This is a genomic window from Inquilinus limosus, from assembly GCF_002195995.1.
In the GTDB taxonomy this organism is placed as follows: domain Bacteria; phylum Pseudomonadota; class Alphaproteobacteria; order DSM-16000; family Inquilinaceae; genus Inquilinus; species Inquilinus limosus_C.
Genome location: NZ_NHON01000004.1, coordinates 78,150 through 95,009, shown reverse-complemented (window position 1 = coordinate 95,009; position 16,860 = coordinate 78,150). Strand labels below are relative to the sequence as shown.

At 64.8% G+C, this 16,860-nt stretch carries 12 protein-coding genes; 7 read left to right on the top strand and 5 right to left on the bottom strand.

Going from position 1 to position 16,860, the window contains the following annotated elements; all coding sequences use genetic code 11:
- The first annotated feature begins 907 nt into the window (after positions 1-907).
- The 3 genes from BWR60_RS03825 to BWR60_RS03815 all read left to right on the top strand — a co-directional run bounded on the left by BWR60_RS03825 (position 908) and on the right by BWR60_RS03815 (position 3,472).
- A complete protein-coding gene (locus tag BWR60_RS03825) occupies positions 908-1,651 on the top strand; it encodes a hypothetical protein (RefSeq protein WP_144445516.1) in 744 nt (247 codons plus the stop codon).
- A gap of 273 nt (positions 1,652-1,924) precedes the next feature.
- Positions 1,925-2,656 carry a phosphotransferase enzyme family protein gene (locus BWR60_RS03820; RefSeq protein ID WP_088149683.1) on the top strand — a complete coding sequence of 244 codons (732 nt, stop codon included), beginning with the start codon at positions 1,925-1,927 and terminating at the stop codon, positions 2,654-2,656.
- A gap of 75 nt (positions 2,657-2,731) precedes the next feature.
- Entirely contained in the window at positions 2,732-3,472 is a 741-nt protein-coding gene (locus tag BWR60_RS03815; RefSeq protein ID WP_088149682.1) for a hypothetical protein, read from the top strand.
- A gap of 7 nt (positions 3,473-3,479) precedes the next feature.
- Here BWR60_RS03815 and glmS read toward each other — a convergent pair whose 3' ends face one another.
- Complete coding sequence (glmS, locus tag BWR60_RS03810; protein ID WP_088149681.1) at positions 3,480-5,300, bottom strand: glutamine--fructose-6-phosphate transaminase (isomerizing); 1,821 nt, start codon at positions 5,298-5,300, stop codon at positions 3,480-3,482.
- 746 nt (positions 5,301-6,046) lie between these two features.
- Here glmS and BWR60_RS03805 point away from each other — a divergent pair.
- The 3 genes from BWR60_RS03805 to BWR60_RS03795 all read left to right on the top strand — a co-directional run bounded on the left by BWR60_RS03805 (position 6,047) and on the right by BWR60_RS03795 (position 10,446).
- Positions 6,047-6,844, top strand: a complete 798-nt coding sequence (locus BWR60_RS03805; RefSeq protein WP_088149680.1) for a response regulator transcription factor — start codon at positions 6,047-6,049, stop codon at positions 6,842-6,844.
- 723 nt (positions 6,845-7,567) lie between these two features.
- Positions 7,568-8,986 carry a PleD family two-component system response regulator gene (locus tag BWR60_RS03800; RefSeq protein WP_088149679.1) on the top strand — a complete coding sequence of 473 codons (1,419 nt, stop codon included), beginning with the start codon at positions 7,568-7,570 and terminating at the stop codon, positions 8,984-8,986.
- Between the two features lie 263 nt (positions 8,987-9,249).
- Positions 9,250-10,446, top strand: coding sequence for a fatty acid desaturase (locus BWR60_RS03795; protein ID WP_088149678.1), 1,197 nt, complete (start codon positions 9,250-9,252; stop codon positions 10,444-10,446).
- A 61-nt stretch (positions 10,447-10,507) separates the two neighbouring features.
- Here the strand turns inward: BWR60_RS03795 and BWR60_RS03790 are convergent, their stop codons facing one another.
- The 4 genes from BWR60_RS03790 to BWR60_RS03775 form a co-directional block, all read right to left on the bottom strand.
- A complete protein-coding gene (locus BWR60_RS03790) occupies positions 10,508-11,734 on the bottom strand; it encodes a sensor histidine kinase (RefSeq protein WP_179221619.1) in 1,227 nt (408 codons plus the stop codon).
- A 155-nt stretch (positions 11,735-11,889) separates the two neighbouring features.
- On the bottom strand, positions 11,890-13,086 hold the full coding sequence (locus BWR60_RS03785; protein ID WP_088149676.1) for an FIST signal transduction protein: 1,197 nt from the start codon (positions 13,084-13,086) through the stop codon (positions 11,890-11,892).
- A 70-nt stretch (positions 13,087-13,156) separates the two neighbouring features.
- Positions 13,157-13,894 carry an EAL domain-containing protein gene (locus tag BWR60_RS03780; RefSeq protein WP_275542364.1) on the bottom strand — a complete coding sequence of 246 codons (738 nt, stop codon included), beginning with the start codon at positions 13,892-13,894 and terminating at the stop codon, positions 13,157-13,159.
- A 962-nt stretch (positions 13,895-14,856) separates the two neighbouring features.
- The gene (locus BWR60_RS03775) at positions 14,857-15,711 is read right to left on the bottom strand and encodes an alpha/beta hydrolase (protein WP_088149674.1); all 855 of its coding nucleotides are present in this window, start codon (positions 15,709-15,711) and stop codon (positions 14,857-14,859) included.
- A 135-nt stretch (positions 15,712-15,846) separates the two neighbouring features.
- Here BWR60_RS03775 and BWR60_RS03770 point away from each other — a divergent pair, with 135 nt between their 5' ends.
- A complete protein-coding gene (locus BWR60_RS03770; protein ID WP_088149673.1) occupies positions 15,847-16,785 on the top strand; it encodes a GlxA family transcriptional regulator in 939 nt (312 codons plus the stop codon).
- Positions 16,786-16,860 lie beyond the last annotated feature (75 nt).

Sequence of the window (16,860 nt, the reverse complement as noted above, 5' to 3'; positions counted from 1 at the left end):
AGCGATCCGGGGCCGGTCGCGCGGGGCGGCCCGCCCCTTCCATGGGTCGGCTGCGACGAGAGACGATCGGTCGCCGGCGTTGGTGGCCGCGCCGGAGCGGACATCTTCGGCGATCCGACGTGCTCGAGAGCGGACATTGCAAAGGCAACGGCCGGATTGCTGATCCCTTGCGTCGGGAAGACGTCCTGCGGCGGCTTTGCGCGCGATCCGTCCGGTCAGGTCCGCCGAGAAGGGCGGAAAGCGGAACTCGGCGATCGGACCGGGAAGCATCATGTGCGAGATCAAAAGACCCAGTAGCCACCCTTCTTGCTTATGATGTGGCCACACTCGTAGGGGCCAAGTTCGCTCAGAATCGTGAGTGCAGATCCATCTTCAAATCGAAAGGTAAGCCTCAAATCCGAGCGCTCGTCAGCGTTGATTCTCTTGTAGAGAAGGCGATGCAGAACGAGCGAAGGTCCCTTTGTCGCCTCGCAATTGTATCTCCAGATTTTTCCGTCTGGTTCTACATGCTCGATGCCGTGCTCTGCGTAAAGTTGATCCATGCTTTCAAACAGAAAGCGCACGCCATATGGGTCGAGCCACACTTGCGCAATTGCGTCCCCCTCAAACGAAGCCACTTGGTCGATGTGAAAACGCAACCGACGGCGACTGCAGCGCAATCTCCCACCGGAAGCGGCTGCCACCGCAGCATGAAAGATTCTGGATGGCGGCCCGCACCGCAACGGAATTGCCGGCAAGAACGACGGCGCAGCGTTTTCACACAGCCTCGGTCGTGTCCGGCCATGTCTGCTCTCGGGCGCCCGGCGCGATGACCGCTCGTTACCCTTATCCGACCTCCAGGCCCATCCGCAGCAGGTCGGCTGAGCGCCGCTTCTCACCCTTGCGGAAGACGGTGCCGGAAAGCCGGATGACCATTGGCAGCGACGATGAGCACTCTCCGCTTGATTATTTGTTCTTGTTATGTTCTAATCATCAGATGGTCGATGCCGATCCCAGGACAGAGACTGCGCTCGCCGCTTCGCCCGACCCGGACGAGGCTGACGACGCGATCCTGTCCGGCCTGATCGAGCTCGGCATGACGATGGCGCGGGCATTCCAGGCCGAGGCCATCGCCGCCCTGCAGGCCGATGATCTCGACCGCGCCGGCAAGGCCGAAGCCCATTTCAGCCGCCTGTTCCTCGGCATCCGCCGCGCCATCGCGCTGCGGGCCAGGCTGCGCCAGCAGCGGCAGGAGACCCTGCGCGCCGGCGAGCGGAACCAGGACGAGCAGGCGGCCCGGGCGGCCGACCGCCGCCGCCGTGTCGCCCTGGGCGTCACAGAGTCCATCGCGGCCGCGACCTCCGATACCGAGACTCGTGAGCAGCGGACGGCCGAGCTCTGGGACCGGCTGGCCGGCGACCATGCCGGCCGGATCGACACGGCCGACAGGGCCCTGCCGATCGAAGACCTGATCCGCAGCCTGTGCCGCGCCCTCGGCATCCCGCCCGACCGGGCCGCGATCGCCGCCGCCGTCGCCGGGACTCTGGAACCGCCCGCCCGAACCAGGGCCGGGACCGCCGGACGATGGCCCGCGCAGGGCTGGATCCACCCGCCGGATGCGGCCGCCGCCGGCCGGCGCCCGCTGCGGCCGCCCGGACCGGACAGCGGCTAGGGGATCAGCGGTCCGAAATATCAACCGTCATGGCGAGGAGCGAAGCGACGTGGCCATCCAGGGGCCGGTTCGCACTGGCCCTGGATTGCTTCGCTACGCTCGCAATGACGGTGCTGAGTATTTCGAAGCCTCTCCCTTGCGCGCGTCCGCGCGATGGGCATGGCCCCCGGGCGGCCCATCATCACCCGGGCTTGACGGCGCCCGGGCCGATCCGCTTTGGTCCGGGCTCGCATTCGAGCGAAAGCCAGGCACCGAGCGGGTAGGAAGTCGCGGATGGGATGGGAGGCACTGCGGCAGTGGGGCGGCGACGTCGCCCGCATCGAACCGCTGTCCGGCGGCGTCGCCAACGACGTGTGGAGCTTGCGTGTCCATGGGCGCCTCGCGGTCGGCCGCCTCGGCAGCAGGAGCGACGCCGACCTCGCCTGGGAGACCGGGCTGCTCCAGCATCTCGACCGCGCGGGCCTGGCCGTGCCGGTGCCGATCCCGACGGCGGATGGCCGGCTGTTCGCGGACGGCCTGGTGGTGATGACCTATGTCGAGGGCAGGCCGCCGGAGACGGAGGCCGACTGGCGTCGCGTGGCCGGCACGCTCCGTCGGCTGCACCAGTTGACGCAGGGCTGGCCGCAGCGCCCCGGCTGGCGGTCGTCGACCGACCTGCTGCACGCCGAGACCGGGACGAGGATCGACCTCGCCGCGATGCCGCCCGAGGCCGTGGCCCGGTGCCGGGCGGCATGGGCGCGGCTCGCCGGCCGCCCGACCTGCGTCGTCCATGGCGACCCCAACCCCCGCAACATCCGCGTGACCGCGGACCGGGTCGCGCTGATCGACTGGGACGAGTCGCATGCCGACGTCCCCGACCTCGACCTGGCGCTGCCGCACAACGCCGCCGGCCTCGATGACGGCGCGCATGACATCGCCGCGCAGGCGTCGGCGGCATGGGAAGCCGCAATCTGCTGGGACGACGAATACTCGGTCAGGCGGCTCGCCGAGGTCCGGGCGGTCTGACCAGACCTTCGCCATGCGGCCACTCCATCCATCGGTCTGCAGCGACCATCGATCTTGCATAGGGAAGACCTGAGGATGATCAAGAAATATGGATCCGTGGTCGTTGCGGCCGGACTCCTCTCCCTGGCTGCCCCGACACACGCCGTTGCGACGCCGGATCAGATCACGGACGATCCGTCGCTGGCCGCCCGACTGAGCGACAGCACCATCGATCTCCGATATCAGTTTGGAATCTTGACCATCTACCTGCGGCCGGACGGGACGAGCCTCGTCGGCTTGCTCTGGGGCGGCAGGCCGCCCGAGGTCATGGGCCTCGACCGGTGGTTGCTCCAGAAGGGGGCGATCTGCTTTCCCGACATAGAGAAAGGGGTGCCGTCCAGCTGGGGATGCCCCAGGATCACCATTGAAGGCAAGGACTCCGTGACCCTCACCTTCGATGACGGTGATTCCGTTTCCGGGCAGATCCAGCCCGGGAATCCGCACGGTCTTAAGATGGGCCAGGATGCGATCGCCGGCCTGGCCGGCCAGACCATCGTCGTCGGCGAGAGAGATACGACCCGCTTCCTCAGGCTGTATCTCTCGCCGGACGGCGTTGCTCTCGCGAATGTCGCGGATTTCGCGGCGACCGAGCGGGATGTTCGATCCGGCACATGGTCCGTTCGAGACGATCAGCTGTGTCTGGACGGTTTCGGCGAGGCCCGGTCAATGAGCGACGGCTGCTTCCCCGTGGTGACAATGCAGGATGGCGCGGTGTTCCTCGGCGGTACGATCGGGATGACCGGCTTGGTTTGGCCGGGCAACTCCGAAGGACTCTAGCGCCGCCCTACTCCACCGTCACGCTCTTGGCCAGGTTGCGGGGCTGGTCGACATCGGTGTCGGAGAAGAAGATCACCTTGCCGCCGCGGGCCATGACCTCCTGGACGTTCGACACGGTCTTGTCGAACACCGCGTCGCGCGGCGCCAGCACGATCACCGGCACCTTGTCGTCGATCAGCGCGATCGGCCCGTGCTTCATCTCGCCGGCGGCGTARCCTTCCGCGTGGATGTAGCTGATCTCCTTCAGCTTCAGGGCGCCTTCCAGCGCCAGCGGATAGGACAGGCCGCGGCCGAGGTAGAGCACGTCGCGCGCCAGCGCCACCTGGTGAGAGAGGTCGCGGATCGTGGCGTCGTGGTTCAGCACGTCGGCCAGCCGGCCCGGCACCTCGGTCAGCGCCGTCGAYAGCTCGGCCTCCCGCTTCGCRTCGATGGCGCCGCGYGCCCGGGCCGCCGCCACSGCCAGGCAGGCCAGCACGGTCAGCTGGGTGGTGAAGGCCTTGGTCGAGGCGACGCCGATCTCCGGCCCCGCCAGGGTCTGGATCACCGCGTCGCTCTCGCGCGCGATCGAGCTGTCSGGCACGTTGACGATCGACAGGATGCGCTGGCCCTGCGACCGGGCATAGCGCAGCGCCGCCAGCGTGTCCGCSGTCTCGCCSGACTGCGACACGAAGATCGCCAGSCCGCCCTTCGGCAGCGGCGCCTCGCGGTAGCGGAACTCCGASGCGATGTCGATCTCGACCGGCAGCCGCGCCACGGTCTCGAACCAGTATTTCGCCACCATGCCGGAATAGAAGGCGGTGCCGCAGGCGACGATGGTGGCGCGCGGCACATCGGCGAAGTCGAAGGGCAACGGCGGCGGCACGATCGCCCGGGTGGCCGGGTCCAGCATGGTGCGCAGCGTGTCGCCCACCACCGCCGGCTGCTCGTAGATCTCCTTCAGCATGTAGTGGCGGAAATCGCCCTTGCCGATCAGCGCACCGGTCTGGGCGATCGGCTTCACCGGCCGCTCCACCGACCGGTCCTCGGCGTCGTAGATCTCGACGCCCGAGCGGGCGATCACCGCCCAATCGCCCTCGTCGAGATAGCAGATCCGGTCAGTCCAGGACCCGATCGCCAGGGCATCGGAGCCGACATACATCTCGCCGTCGCCGAAGCCGATGGCCAGCGGCGAGCCGCGGCGGGCGACGACCAGCAGGTCCTCCTCACCGGTGAACAGGAAGGCCAGGGCGAAGGCGCCCTCCAGCCGCTTCAGCGCCGCGGCGCTGGCCTCACGCGGCGACAGCTGCTGGTCGAGATAGTGGCTGACCAGATGGGCGACGATCTCGGAATCGGTCTCGGTGGCGAAGACGTGGCCCAGGCCCTCGAGCTCGCGGCGCAGCTCGCGGAAATTCTCGATGATGCCGTTGTGGACGATGGCGACCCGGTCGGTCGCGTGCGGATGGGCGTTGGTCTCGCTCGGCCGGCCATGCGTCGCCCAGCGGGTGTGGCCGATGCCGAGCTCGCGGCGCAGCTCGCGGAAATTCTCGATGATGCCGTTGTGGACGATGGCGACCCGGTCGGTCGCGTGCGGATGGGCGTTGGTCTCGCTCGGCCGGCCATGCGTCGCCCAGCGGGTGTGGCCGATGCCGATGGTGCCGTCGACCGGGCTCTCGCCCAGACGGCGCTCCAGATTGACCAGCTTGCCCTCGGCCCGGCGGCGCTCGATCCGGCCGCCGACCAGGGTGGCGATGCCGGCGGAATCATAGCCGCGATATTCCAGGCGTTTCAGCGCCTCGACCAGGCGGGACGCGACCGGCCGGGTCCCGACGATGCCGACGATGCCGCACATCAGCCCTTCTCCCGCTTCCGCTTCGTTGTTCCGCCTTTCGTCCCATCACAGCGTCCCGACAGGTCTTGGCCGAGCAGGATCGGTGCACGACAGAGATCCAGGCTTGATCAGTCAGCCGTGGCGATATCCTTTCCGCCCCACCCCGGGGCTCATGGTCGGGGATTCCCTCGGGGGGCGGCTGCCACGCAGCACTCCAGCGGTGAGAAGGCTGCCCGCCAGAAGACCGATGGAGGGGCCGAGGACGGCCCAAATAAATAAAAAGATCCTCATTGCGAAGGTTCCTGGAGATTTTTCGGCATCAGTCAATAAAATTTCCCTTTATAGTTGACAATTTGATTGTGGATCTCAGGAAATTCAAAGTTCATAATCAATCGTATGGCATTATCTTTGGTCTTCTAAAGATGACCTTTTGCGGTAAGTGGGTGGATGGGATCGATCCTGCGGATGAAGCCGCTCGATCTCCGTCTCGTATCGGTACGGTGCCGCCGGGTGAGAGTGAGATGGTGCGATTAGCCCCTCGGCTACCTCTTTTGGATGAGCCGGGCTCGAAAGGCTTAGCCTATCTTTGGTTGATTTTGCATAAAATATGATACAAATATTCAAGCTTCGCGATGCTGGGCTGACAGTCCTGTCAGCATCAACCGGATCTGCGAACGAACGTGAGAAGCAACCAAAAACGCACCTTCGATCTCTGGTGAATAAAGCGGAAGGGAAATACTACCAAAATAGGACAATAGGCGGAAATTATGCTTTTCAATGGAAACAGAGCGGATGCGCTTCCCAGCGCCGCCGGGACGGCAGAACCGGAAACCGACGTTATTGCCAAGGCCCGGGCCGCGGAGCGTCCTGATCCGGACCTCATTGTGGTCGCGATCATCGACAGACGGGCCCTTGGCCGAGAGATCCTGACGCGAGCGCTGGCATCGACCGACGGCCGGTTCCAGGGCCGCGCGTTCGCCGACATCCACGAGTGGGAGCAGAGTCCGGATCGGAGCGACACGTCGCTCATCCTTCTGGAAGACGGTGCGGTCGGTGATGGCGACCCGTCGTTCAAAGAGGGGCTCCATGGCTTGGTCGGCACCCATCCTGACATCCTCGTGATCGTGATCGGTGAGAACGAGGATCCCCACCATGTCGCCGAGATCCTCGAGCAGGGGGCCCGTGGCTACATCCCGACCAGCGTTAGCCTCAGCGTTGCCATCGGGGCGCTGTGCCTGGCGCTGGTCGGGGGCGTCTTCGTCCCGGCCAGTGCTTTCCAGAAACCCAGCCCCACGCCGCCCGAACGCCGGCAGCCGGCATACAGCATGTTCGGCCTTTCGGAGCGGCAGGCCGCCGTGGCCGACGCCGTCGCTCTCGGGAAGCCGAACAAGATCATCGCCTATGAACTGGACCTGTGCGAGAGCACCGTGAAGGTGCATATTCGGTCGATCATGAAGAAGCTGCAGGCCCGGAACCGAACCGAGATCGCCTTTAAGCTGCATGCGGCCAGAAGCGGCCACGTGCCATCCCGTAGGGTGCGACCGATCGGTGCTTGCGCGGCCTGAGATGGAAAAGGCCGCCACGCTGCGGCGGCCTTTCCAGCTTCAAGCGTTCCTTCCCGATCCGTCAGCACGGGCAAGAATACTTTAGTCGCGATACCGTGTGTCGGGTGACGGCCCGAACACATTCATTTCCTCGGTCGAAGCGCCCAAAGCATAGCATCTTATGATTCGTATCCAAGTACGCCTTTAGATGTATGCCTTGCTCCCGACGCTAGAGATCGGATCTCGGCGCGGCCAGCCGTTCTGTCCGCGGGGTCCGTCCTGTCAGGGAAGGGGGCCAGGACGAGAATGTTCTACACGGACTGTTGCCTCCTGCCGCCATTGCGCCGGCGGCTCAACCGGCGATTGCATCTGGACCCGAACGGTTCACCCTCGATCCGATCGATCAAATGCCGGGACTAAACATCTGGCCAAACCAGCAGTCCAGAGCAAATGGCAATATTCCACACAAATTCTCAGGCGACTGCGCTGAACAAAAATTGTGCAGTCGCGTCAATTTCCATAAAATAATATGCGCGCCGCGCTGCTTCGGCCGGCTTAAGCCACCATGCTGAGCGCCACCCATTGATGTCGGCTCGATACGCCATGCCTGATGTAAGATTGGCTGCAGCGTGATATTATTCCTTGACGGTGGAATTCGCAGTTGGCGCACGCATCGGCGTCGCCCATAAATTGACTGCCATTTTTTCGGCTTTCTGCTGACGATTTCGGCTTGAGACAAAGAAGATGACAGCCCGCGTGCTAATCGTCGACGATATCGAGGCCAACGCTCACATCTTGAGTGTGATCGCAGAGGATCAATATTACGAGACGCTAACAGTGTCGAGTGGGAGTGCGGCGCTAAACGCGGCGCGTGGTTGGCAGCCGGACGTGATCATACTTGATGTGATGATGCCGGAACTGGACGGCTATGAGACTTGCCGACGACTGAAGTCGGACGAAAACACCATGCATATCCCGGTTGTCATGGTCACTGCCCTGAACGGTTCGGCCGAGAAGCTGCGCGGGCTTGAGTGCGGAGCCGACGATTTCCTGACTCGGCCGATCGACACCGAAGCCTTTCTCGCGAGAACCAAGGGCCTTGTTCGTCTCAAGCAGCTCTTCGATCAGTGGAGGGCCCGCCACGAAACCACCCGGACGCTCGGACTGGCTCCCGAGCCGCCTGGCAAGGTCGATATCAAAGGGACCTATGCTCTGGTCGTTGATGACTGGGACCTCAGCGCGGCTAGCGTCGAGAATGCGCTAGCGGTAGACGACGTCCACACGATTCGGGCTTCCAATGAGGAAGATGCAGTCTCCGTTGCCGCGAACGGGCAGGTCGATCTCATCATACTCAATCTCTCGATGAGGGGGTTCGAGCCGCTGCGCCTAGCCTCGAGACTCAGGGCCAATGTCCTCAGCCGGGATATACCACTTCTTCTCATTGCCGAGCCGGATCATCGGGATCTCGTCCTGCGCGGTTTTGATCTGGGCGTGAACGACTGGGTCTCCAGGCCATTCAACCCGAACGAGTTCAGGGTCCGAGCCCGCAATCAGCTTCGGCGGAAACTATACCAGGATCGGTTGCGAAGTGCGCTCGATGGGGCCCTAAAGATGGCGTTGATCGACCCGCTGACCGGCCTCTACAATCGCCGCCACTTCATGCTGCATCTGGAGAGCGTGCTGGCCGAAAAGCAGGAGACCGACATCGCCCTGCTGATGATTGACGTCGACAGCTTCAAGATCGTCAACGACCGGTTCGGTCATCAGGCCGGTGATGCGGCACTCAGATTTTTGGGGGAGAGGCTTCGCCAAGAGGTTCGAGCCGTCGACCTCGTGGCCCGCTTGGGTGGCGAGGAGTTTGCCGTCGTGATGATTGGCGTCGACGTTGACGACGTTGCAGCCACGGCGGAGCGGGTTCGGGCCAAGCTGGCAGAACATCAATTCAACCCTACCGTTGACATTACCTTTCCGCTGACCGTCAGCATTGGCGTGGCCGTGGCCCGAGCCTCCGACATCGGCACCGACGAGTTGATGCGGTCTGCCGACCGGGCGCTGTACGCCGCCAAAGCCTTGGGCCGCAACAGGGTTGAGCTCGCGCTTTCCGAAGGGGGGGAACCGGGCCGCCCCAGCGCCATCGATCATCAGGCCCGCCTGCGCCATTGAGATCGGCAGCACAGCCGGACTCGACATTGCCTCCGCACGACCGAGCGATCATCGCGCGCTTTCACGGCTGAAGGCCGAGCTGCTGAAAGAAGTCGCTGCGAGCCGCGCGTCGCATACCCATTTTACTGGCAAGCGACAGCCCTGCTTTCGCGTCTTACGCGTGTAAGGCACTCTTTTTAGGTAATTCCTGTCCTTTGAGACGGCTGCCCGCCGTTTCGGATTTGTGTCGAATTGCCGCCGCGCCGGTGCGGAAGGAGAAATTCATGTCCACCTTGATCGCCCAAATTGGAGAAACTGATGCGCACCAATCTGAGCTCACGACCCGTCGCGATCCGCGGGCGGAAATGGCTGTGCGGCTGCCTGCCATCATCCAGCCGTTTCTCTCCTGGCTGACCGCGAAGCCGGCCCCGGCGGAGGCTGCAGTCGACCGCTCTCCAATCCATTTCGTCCGCCAAGCCTGTCTTCTGGTCGCGTCTGGCCTGCTGGTCGGCGTGATGTCGATCTGGGTCCCGGTGGTTGCGGGCGCCGTCATGCTCTTCCTGTCGGTGACGCTGACGACCTCCGGTCTCAGTGTATTCCAGGTCGTGGTGTTCCATCACTGCGCCCACGGCACGGTGTTCCGCAGTTGGGGGCACAACCGGGCGGTCGGCCGGCTGATCTCCGCCATCTTCCTGTTCAAACATTTCGATCATTATCGCAGCGAGCATATGCGGCATCACAGCGCCCGCAAGCTCCTTACCGAGGAGGACGAGTATGCCGACTTCGTGCTCGGCATGTGCCGTCTCGAGCCGGAATTGCCAAAGCGCGAACTCTGGCGGCGGGTGTTGGCCAATGTCGTCTTCTCTCCCGGTTTCCACGTCCGGTTTCTGCTTCGCCGCATCCGCGCCGCCACGCGCTCGCACGATCGGGTGCACAATGCAGTAGCGGCCGCTGGGCTCGCAGTCCCGCTGGTGGCGTCGGCGGTGACCGGTCATGCCCTCGTCGTTCTGATAGTCTGGTTCCTGCCCCTGACCCTTCTGCTGCAATGGGCGACGATCGGCCGGATCCTCTGTGAACACCGTTTTCCCGAGCCGGCGCTCATTGCTGCGCGGAACAAGGAATTCGTCTGCATGGCGACGGCCGGCGTCTTTCCGGGCGCAGCCCCTCCTCCGGTGGCGGCCTGGTCTCCGTCGGGCTTCTGCGCCTGGGTCAGCTGGTGGCTCAACATGCTGACCATCCAATTGATGGTTCGCGTCATCGTGCTGGTGGGGGACGCGCCGTGTCACGATTTCCACCATCGTCGTCCGGCCACCAAGCTATGGACCGACTACATCCATGAGCGTCAGAAGGACGTCGATGCCGGATGCCCGGGCTTCCCCATGAACTACGGCGAGACGTGGGGGCTATTCCGCGCGATCGACGAGAATCTCGCGACCTTGTCGGCAACGCCGAAGCACGCCGTCCCGGCGTGGCCGCACTAGGATGTAGTGGTCTCCGCCTCGACGAATGGAGGGCGACCTGGCAGCCGGTCACGGTGCCAGCTCAGCGCCCTGCCTTCGGTGTGTCCATCCAGCCGGAGCTCCCGCGGTCGCCGGGGAAGATGATCCGAACGACCGTCCCGCGGCCCGGCTCGCTCGTGATCGTGAGCGAGCCGCCATGAGCCTCGACGAGGCCCCTGGTGATGGGCAGGCCCAATCCGGTGCCGGCCGACGTTCTCGTGAGCGGATTCTCCAGCTGCCGGAACGGCGCCATCGCGATCGCGACGTCCTCGGGCCGCATTCCGATCCCCGTATCGCTCACCACGATATGGATCGAGGTGTCTGCCGCGATCTCGACATGGATTGTCACTCGCCCTTCGCGAGGCGTGAACTTGATCGCATTGCTGATCAGGTTGTCGAGGATCTGGCGCAGCCTGATCGAGTCGACGAGAAGTCCGAAGGCGGGATCAATTGGCGATGCCGACAGGGTAACGCCGCGCTCCTCCGCCATCCCCTGTGCCGCGCGGACGGCGACGCCCACCGCATGCTCCAGGCGGACCCATTCAGGCTGGACGGCGAGATGTCCGCGGCCGATGGCCGAGTAGTCCAGGATGTCGTTGATCAAACGCAGAAGGTGCCGGCCCGAGCCGGCAATCTCGGCACCGTAGGCATGAAATCGTTCCGCGGTCATGGTTGACGACCGCTTCGACGACAGGATGTCGGCGAGGCCGATGATGGCATTCAGCGGCGTCCGAAGCTCGTGGCTGAGGGTGGCGAGAAATGCCGCCTTCGCCTCGTCAGCTTGCTCCGCCGCATGCATCGCACGCCGCAGTTCCTGCTCCGCCTGCTTGCGGGCCAGCACGTCGATATAGACCGAGAGCCCCCCTTCGATGAGCTCCTGGTCGCCGGGTTCGAAGGCCCGGTTCACATTCGCCTCGGAGCGGTTGCCGATCATCAGCGCGTGGCCCGTCGCACGGTCATAGGCCCATAGCACATAGGGCAGCTGCAAAATGCCCGTAAGCTCGTAGGCCGGAGGCTCTATCCGGGATTGCGCCGTGGTGAAGAAGAAATCGGGAACGCTCGGCAGGGTGATCGGCGATACTGCGGCCTCGCGCAGTCCGATCGCATGAGTGACTCGGAAATTGCGGGTCCCCAGGGTCTCCTCGACCAGGAGCGCTGCCCGATCGCACATGGCGTTGTCGACGACCACTTCCAGGATGCGGTCGCCAAGGTCCTCCGGACCGATCAAGGTGTCTGCGAGGCGGTGCGCCTCGCGGATGAGCTTGGCCAAAGTTCGGCTGCGCCGTGCCTCTCGAAAGGCTTGGCTCTGCTCCTCCTGCAGTCGCAGCAGACGCGCCCCGAGGTCGTTGCACTCGCGCTGATAATAAGCGAGCTCCCGCTCGAGCTGGCCGGGCGATGTGACGGAGAGCCGTCTTGAGCCACCGTTCATTGGGTCGAGAGTACGGTCAGAAGGCCGGTCCAATCCAGCGGGCGGCTGTAGCCGTCGAAAGGCGCGATCTCGACGCCGGAATAGAAGCCGAGGAACGGGATCGCGTGATCCAGGCCGTCGGCGACCAGGTGAGCCTCCTCGATCGAGGCTCCGCTGCGGACGCTGGCGCGACCCGCGCAGTCGATGTAGACCGCAAGAAGCGATCGCCGCCCCCGCTGCGCCTGGTTAATGGCACGGATCCCGTTTCGGACACTGTCCAGCATCAGCGCATTGTCGCGGGACATGATCTGGACGCGCGTGCCCTCGCGAAAATCCTTCTCGAACAAGGTGATCGAGCCGGTGGCCCGGTTCGCGCGCAGGATCAAACGATTGACGTAGCTGTTCTCGTCATATGCGGCGTAGGGATCCCCCTGCTTCTCTCCGAGCGTGGCAATCAGCGACAAGTCATGCGACGAGGTGCTTCCCAGAGTGACTCCCAGCATCCGTTCGATCACGTCGAGCGCGGGGCGCCCGTCGAGTTCAAACACTTCGGCGCCTTCGATGCGCGTGATTTCCATGAACGTGCTGACCGGCCGGCAACCGTGCAGAATGACCGTCTCATCCTCGAGCTCGGGAGGAAAGACAAGAGCCACGGCTGCATGCTTGACGACCGACGCTCCGTCGAGGATCCAGGCATCCGACAGATTCATGTCGGTCAGCATCCCGCCGCCGATCAACCGGATCCTGTGATCGGCGAGCCCAAGTTGAAGCCCGTCCACGAGATCGCTGGCCGGATGCAGCCGAAGCGGTGATTGGTTGGCGACGCTGTCATAGAACATCAGCACCACGGACTCCGGTGCCGCGATTTCTGCTAGTTTCTGCCCGAGCGCCCGACCGGCGGCGCGCTCACCTTCCAGCAGATCGCGGTTGACCACGACTTCCGGCAGGATATCGTCCGGCCCGAAGGCAACCAGCCCCACCTCCAATCCGCTATAGCCGAGGCCGTCACGCCAGATGACGCCGGCTGCTGATCCACCAACAATGGGGACCGTAGGGCCGAAGGCGGCACGAAGAGCCGTGACTATCTCGGAGCCGCTGTGCTTTCCGCCGCAGAACGCCAGGAGGAGGCGAGGCTGAGTGCCGGCCAACGCTACACAGCATTGCTCAATCGCAGCTGAGGCCGAAGCACTTCTTCCATGGCCAATGGCGACCATACGACCTCCTGTTGCGGGCGTTCAAACCAGAGCGCTGCTCGGCGATCCGGCCTCTCACATCTACCGCTTGCTAAGCCGGGATGAGCCAGAGATGCCGGCTCGGCACCACCGCCCTCGGCTCGGGCTTGCCAACCAGAAATCCCTGCAGTCGTTCGCATCCCAAATCCCGAAGAATCTGAAGTTGGGTAACATCTTCTACCCCTTCCGCAGTGACACAGATATCCAGCTCGCTAGCGAGCCGTATGATGGCGCGGATGATCGCGACCGCGCGCGGATTGGTTGGCAGGTCCGATACGAGGCACCGATCGATCTTCAGGCCGTCAAACCGGAAGCGCCGGAGCATGTCGAGGGACGACCAGCCGGCTCCGAAATCGTCTAGAACCACCCGGATCCCGAAGCTTCTCAACTCGTTGAGTACTCCAACAATCTCGTCCGACGCGTCGAGCCGCACCGACTCTGTAATCTCAAGTTCCAAGCACGTCGGGGCCAGCCCGCTGGTTGAGAGCGCCGCCAGGACATTCGAGGCAAAGGCGGGAGACCGGACATGTGCCGCCGATATGTTCACCGAGACCCGCGCAGCCCAAGGCCAAGATATCGCCTGTTGGCAGGCATTGCGAAGCGCCCATTCGCCAAGGAGGGCGATGAGCCCCGATGATTCAGCGACCGGAATGAAGATGCTCGGGGATATAAGGCCTCGGATCGGATGGTGCCAGCGCATCAGAGCCTCGAATGCACACAAATTTCCGTTGAGGGCTTCGACAATGGGTTGAAACGCAAGAGAAAATTGGCCGTCCCGACGCGCGGCCAGGAGGTCAAGTTTTCCTGGCAGTCCTTGCCTCCATCCACGCCGAAAACGAATAATAATCTATCTCCTGTGCGAGGCAATTTCAGACGATCCTCTGGTGCCATTGGCTCGGATCCGTCTTTCGGTATGCGGGTTCAAAGCATCCACTATGATTGCGGAATATTAAATAAAATGCCCTGGGCTGAGAAGGATCATTTTGACCATTCCCGGCTCGGTGTGTCCGACGCGAATGCGCTGATATGTACTCAATGTGACCATAGGGGCTCTCCGGCCTGGCCAGCCGCGAATCGGGTCACGGTCGTTGACATGGGGCGTCTCAGGTGGGCCGAGATCGCCACATTTATGGCATAGCTCGTACCCGACGGAGTTGCGAAATTTGTCTGACCGCGTAGAGGCGGTAACTGCTGCCGATTTTTCAGAACAGGGCCGCTTGGACGACAGATCTCGGCATATGGACACGTACATGCAGCTGCTGATTGAGGGTGCAATGAAGACATTGCAAGAGTGAGTGAACAAATATTTCTTGCGGGCGAAGAGATCGTCTCGGCATCGTGTTGAGCAGGATGGCAGCGTATAAGTTATGCTCGGTCGGCTACGATCTCTATCGCCTCATCGTCGGCTTCAATGCGCGAGCAGAGCCGTGATCGCGCATTGGTCGGGACGATTGGTCCGATGACGTGCGCCAGGGGACATGAGCGTAGAGGTTGCGTGCCCCCGATTTGAAGCTGAGTCGGTGGATAGTCCGGTGGATTCAGAGCGTGATCCCGCAGCTGTAGTACTCATTTCATCCAACATGCGACGCCATCGCGGGATCAGGTCGCGAATGGCCATGGCCGTCGCGGCTGCGACACTCCATGGGAACCCGCTTTCGCAGCCAGGATGCGTCCTCGCCATGGGTCGGCGTCGACCGCCGGCCTTTCGATGGCCGGTCGAAGGCAGTCCCCGCCCCTCGGCACACGGATGGTCTAGGGGACGCTGACCCGCGCCCGCAGCCAGGCGGACAGGGCCTCAAGCTCCCGCGCCGCGGAGGGATCCCGGCCCGCGCCCTTGAGGAAGCCGTGGTCCTGGCCGGCCGCGACGACGAACCGGCTGTCCGGCGCGGCGGGGCGGAGGCCTTCGGACAGACGGGTCGAATCGTCGAACACCGCGTCCAGCTCCGCCGCCAGGACATAGGCCGGTTCGGCGATCTCGCCCGCGAAGGCCGTGGGCCAGATTGCATCGTCCGCCGCCGGTCCGAGACGCTGGTACATGGCGGACAGGGTCCCGGCATCGAGCCCGTTCTCCGGCGTGCCGTAGCGGGCGACGCTCTCGCCCGTCCTGCCGCCATATCCGCCGTACAGCAGGGCCAGCCCGGCGACACGTGCGCGCAGATCCGGGGCGAGGGCGTGCAGGCCCCAGAGCGCGACGCAGGCCCCGGCGCTGTCGCCGGCGAGGATCAGCCTCGCCCCTGTCCCGGACATCGCCGCAGCGGCAGCGCAGGCCGCGGCCGCGTCGTCGCGCTGGGCCGGGAAGGGGTGCTCCGGCGCCAGGCGGTAGCGCCCCGACAGCACCCGCATCCCGGTCAGCTTCGCCAGCCAGGCGGTGACGCAGCGATGGGTGGCCGGGCTGCCGGCCACGAAGCCGCCGCCGTGGAAATAGACGATGGCGGCGTCCGGCACGGGATCCGGCGGCGTGAACAGCAGGCCGCCGCGGAAGGCGCCGGCCTCGGCGAGCGCGGCCTCGTCCACATCTTCAGGCAGCGGGCCGGCCCGCTGCCCGGCATCCCGGGCGTGATGCGCCCGCAGCTCCGCGGGACTCGATGTGGCCCATGACACGCTCATGCGACGCCATCCGGACTGGGGGACGTTGACCGCGGCACCGCCGGGCGGAACACTATCCGACAGGGATGCAACGACCGGCACCAGGGACGCAACGTGATTCACGCTCCGGCGCCGCGCGGGCGCGCACAGCCAGGGATGCCGGTCACCTTCGCGGTCCTGGTCTTTCCCGGCTTCCCGACCATGGCGTTCAGCTCGGTGATCGAGCCGCTGCGGGCCGCCAACATCCTGGCCCGGCGGGAATGCTACCGCTGGATCGCCGTCGGCCTGTCCGGCGGCAAGGTCCAGGCGTCGAACGGCTTCGCGATCGAGCCGGTCCTGGGGCCGCGCGAAGCCCCCCTGGTCGACCGCATCGTGGTGTGCTCGGGCGGCGACGCCGACCATGTCGTGGCCGAGCAGGCCGTCGCCTGGATCCGCCGCAGCCTGCGGGCCGGGGCATGGATCGGCGCGGTCGCCGACGCCGCCTTCTTCCTGGCCCGGGCCGGCCTCCTGGACGGGCATGCCTGCACCCTGCACTGGACCAGCCAGCCGGCCTTCGCCGAGGCCTTCCCCGAGATCGAGCTGCGCCGCGACCTCTACGTCATCGACCGCAGGCGCTTCACCTCGGCCGGCGGGGTCGGCAGCCTCGACATGATGCTGGACATCATCGGCGCCGATTGCGGGGCCGAGCTGGCGGCCGGCGTCGCCGAATGGTTTGTGCACAGCCCGCTGCGCTCCAGCGTCGACCGCACGCTGATGCCGCTGCGGCTGCGCACCGGCATCCGGGACGAGCTGGTGCTGTCGGCGATCGCGATCATGGAGGAGGCGGTGGAGGACCGGCTGCGCATGACCGATCTGGCCGGCCGCCTCGGCGTCTCCGCCGACCGGCTGGAGCGCGCCTTCCGCGCCGCCGCCGGCACCTCCCCGGGCGCCTATTACCGCCGGCTGCGGCTGCGGCGGGCGGCGGACCTGCTGGCCCATTCCACCCTGCCGGTGCGCGACGTCGCCCTGGCCTGCGGCTTCTCCGACATGTCGAGCTTCGCCCGGGCGTTCCGGGAGCAGGAGGGCATGTCGCCCCGCGACGCGCGCCGGCCTTAGGCATTCCCAATACCGTCATGGCGAGCCCCGCAGGGGCGTGGCCATCCAGGGCCGCTCGCACCGGCCCCTGGATGG

Excerpts from the sequence above, each read along its gene's own strand:
- BWR60_RS03825 (WP_144445516.1), top strand. The coding sequence starts at position 908 with ATGACCATTGGCAGCGACGATGAGCACTCTCCGCTTGATTATTTGTTC.
- BWR60_RS03820 (WP_088149683.1), top strand. The coding sequence starts at position 1,925 with ATGGGATGGGAGGCACTGCGGCAGTGGGGCGGCGACGTCGCCCGCATC.
- BWR60_RS03815 (WP_088149682.1), top strand. The coding sequence starts at position 2,732 with ATGATCAAGAAATATGGATCCGTGGTCGTTGCGGCCGGACTCCTCTCC.
- BWR60_RS03805 (WP_088149680.1), top strand. The coding sequence starts at position 6,047 with ATGCTTTTCAATGGAAACAGAGCGGATGCGCTTCCCAGCGCCGCCGGG.
- BWR60_RS03800 (WP_088149679.1), top strand. The coding sequence starts at position 7,568 with ATGACAGCCCGCGTGCTAATCGTCGACGATATCGAGGCCAACGCTCAC.
- BWR60_RS03795 (WP_088149678.1), top strand. The coding sequence starts at position 9,250 with ATGTCCACCTTGATCGCCCAAATTGGAGAAACTGATGCGCACCAATCT.
- BWR60_RS03785 (WP_088149676.1), bottom strand. The coding sequence starts at position 13,086 with ATGGTCGCCATTGGCCATGGAAGAAGTGCTTCGGCCTCAGCTGCGATT.
- BWR60_RS03775 (WP_088149674.1), bottom strand. The coding sequence starts at position 15,711 with ATGAGCGTGTCATGGGCCACATCGAGTCCCGCGGAGCTGCGGGCGCAT.
- BWR60_RS03770 (WP_088149673.1), top strand. The coding sequence starts at position 15,847 with ATGCCGGTCACCTTCGCGGTCCTGGTCTTTCCCGGCTTCCCGACCATG.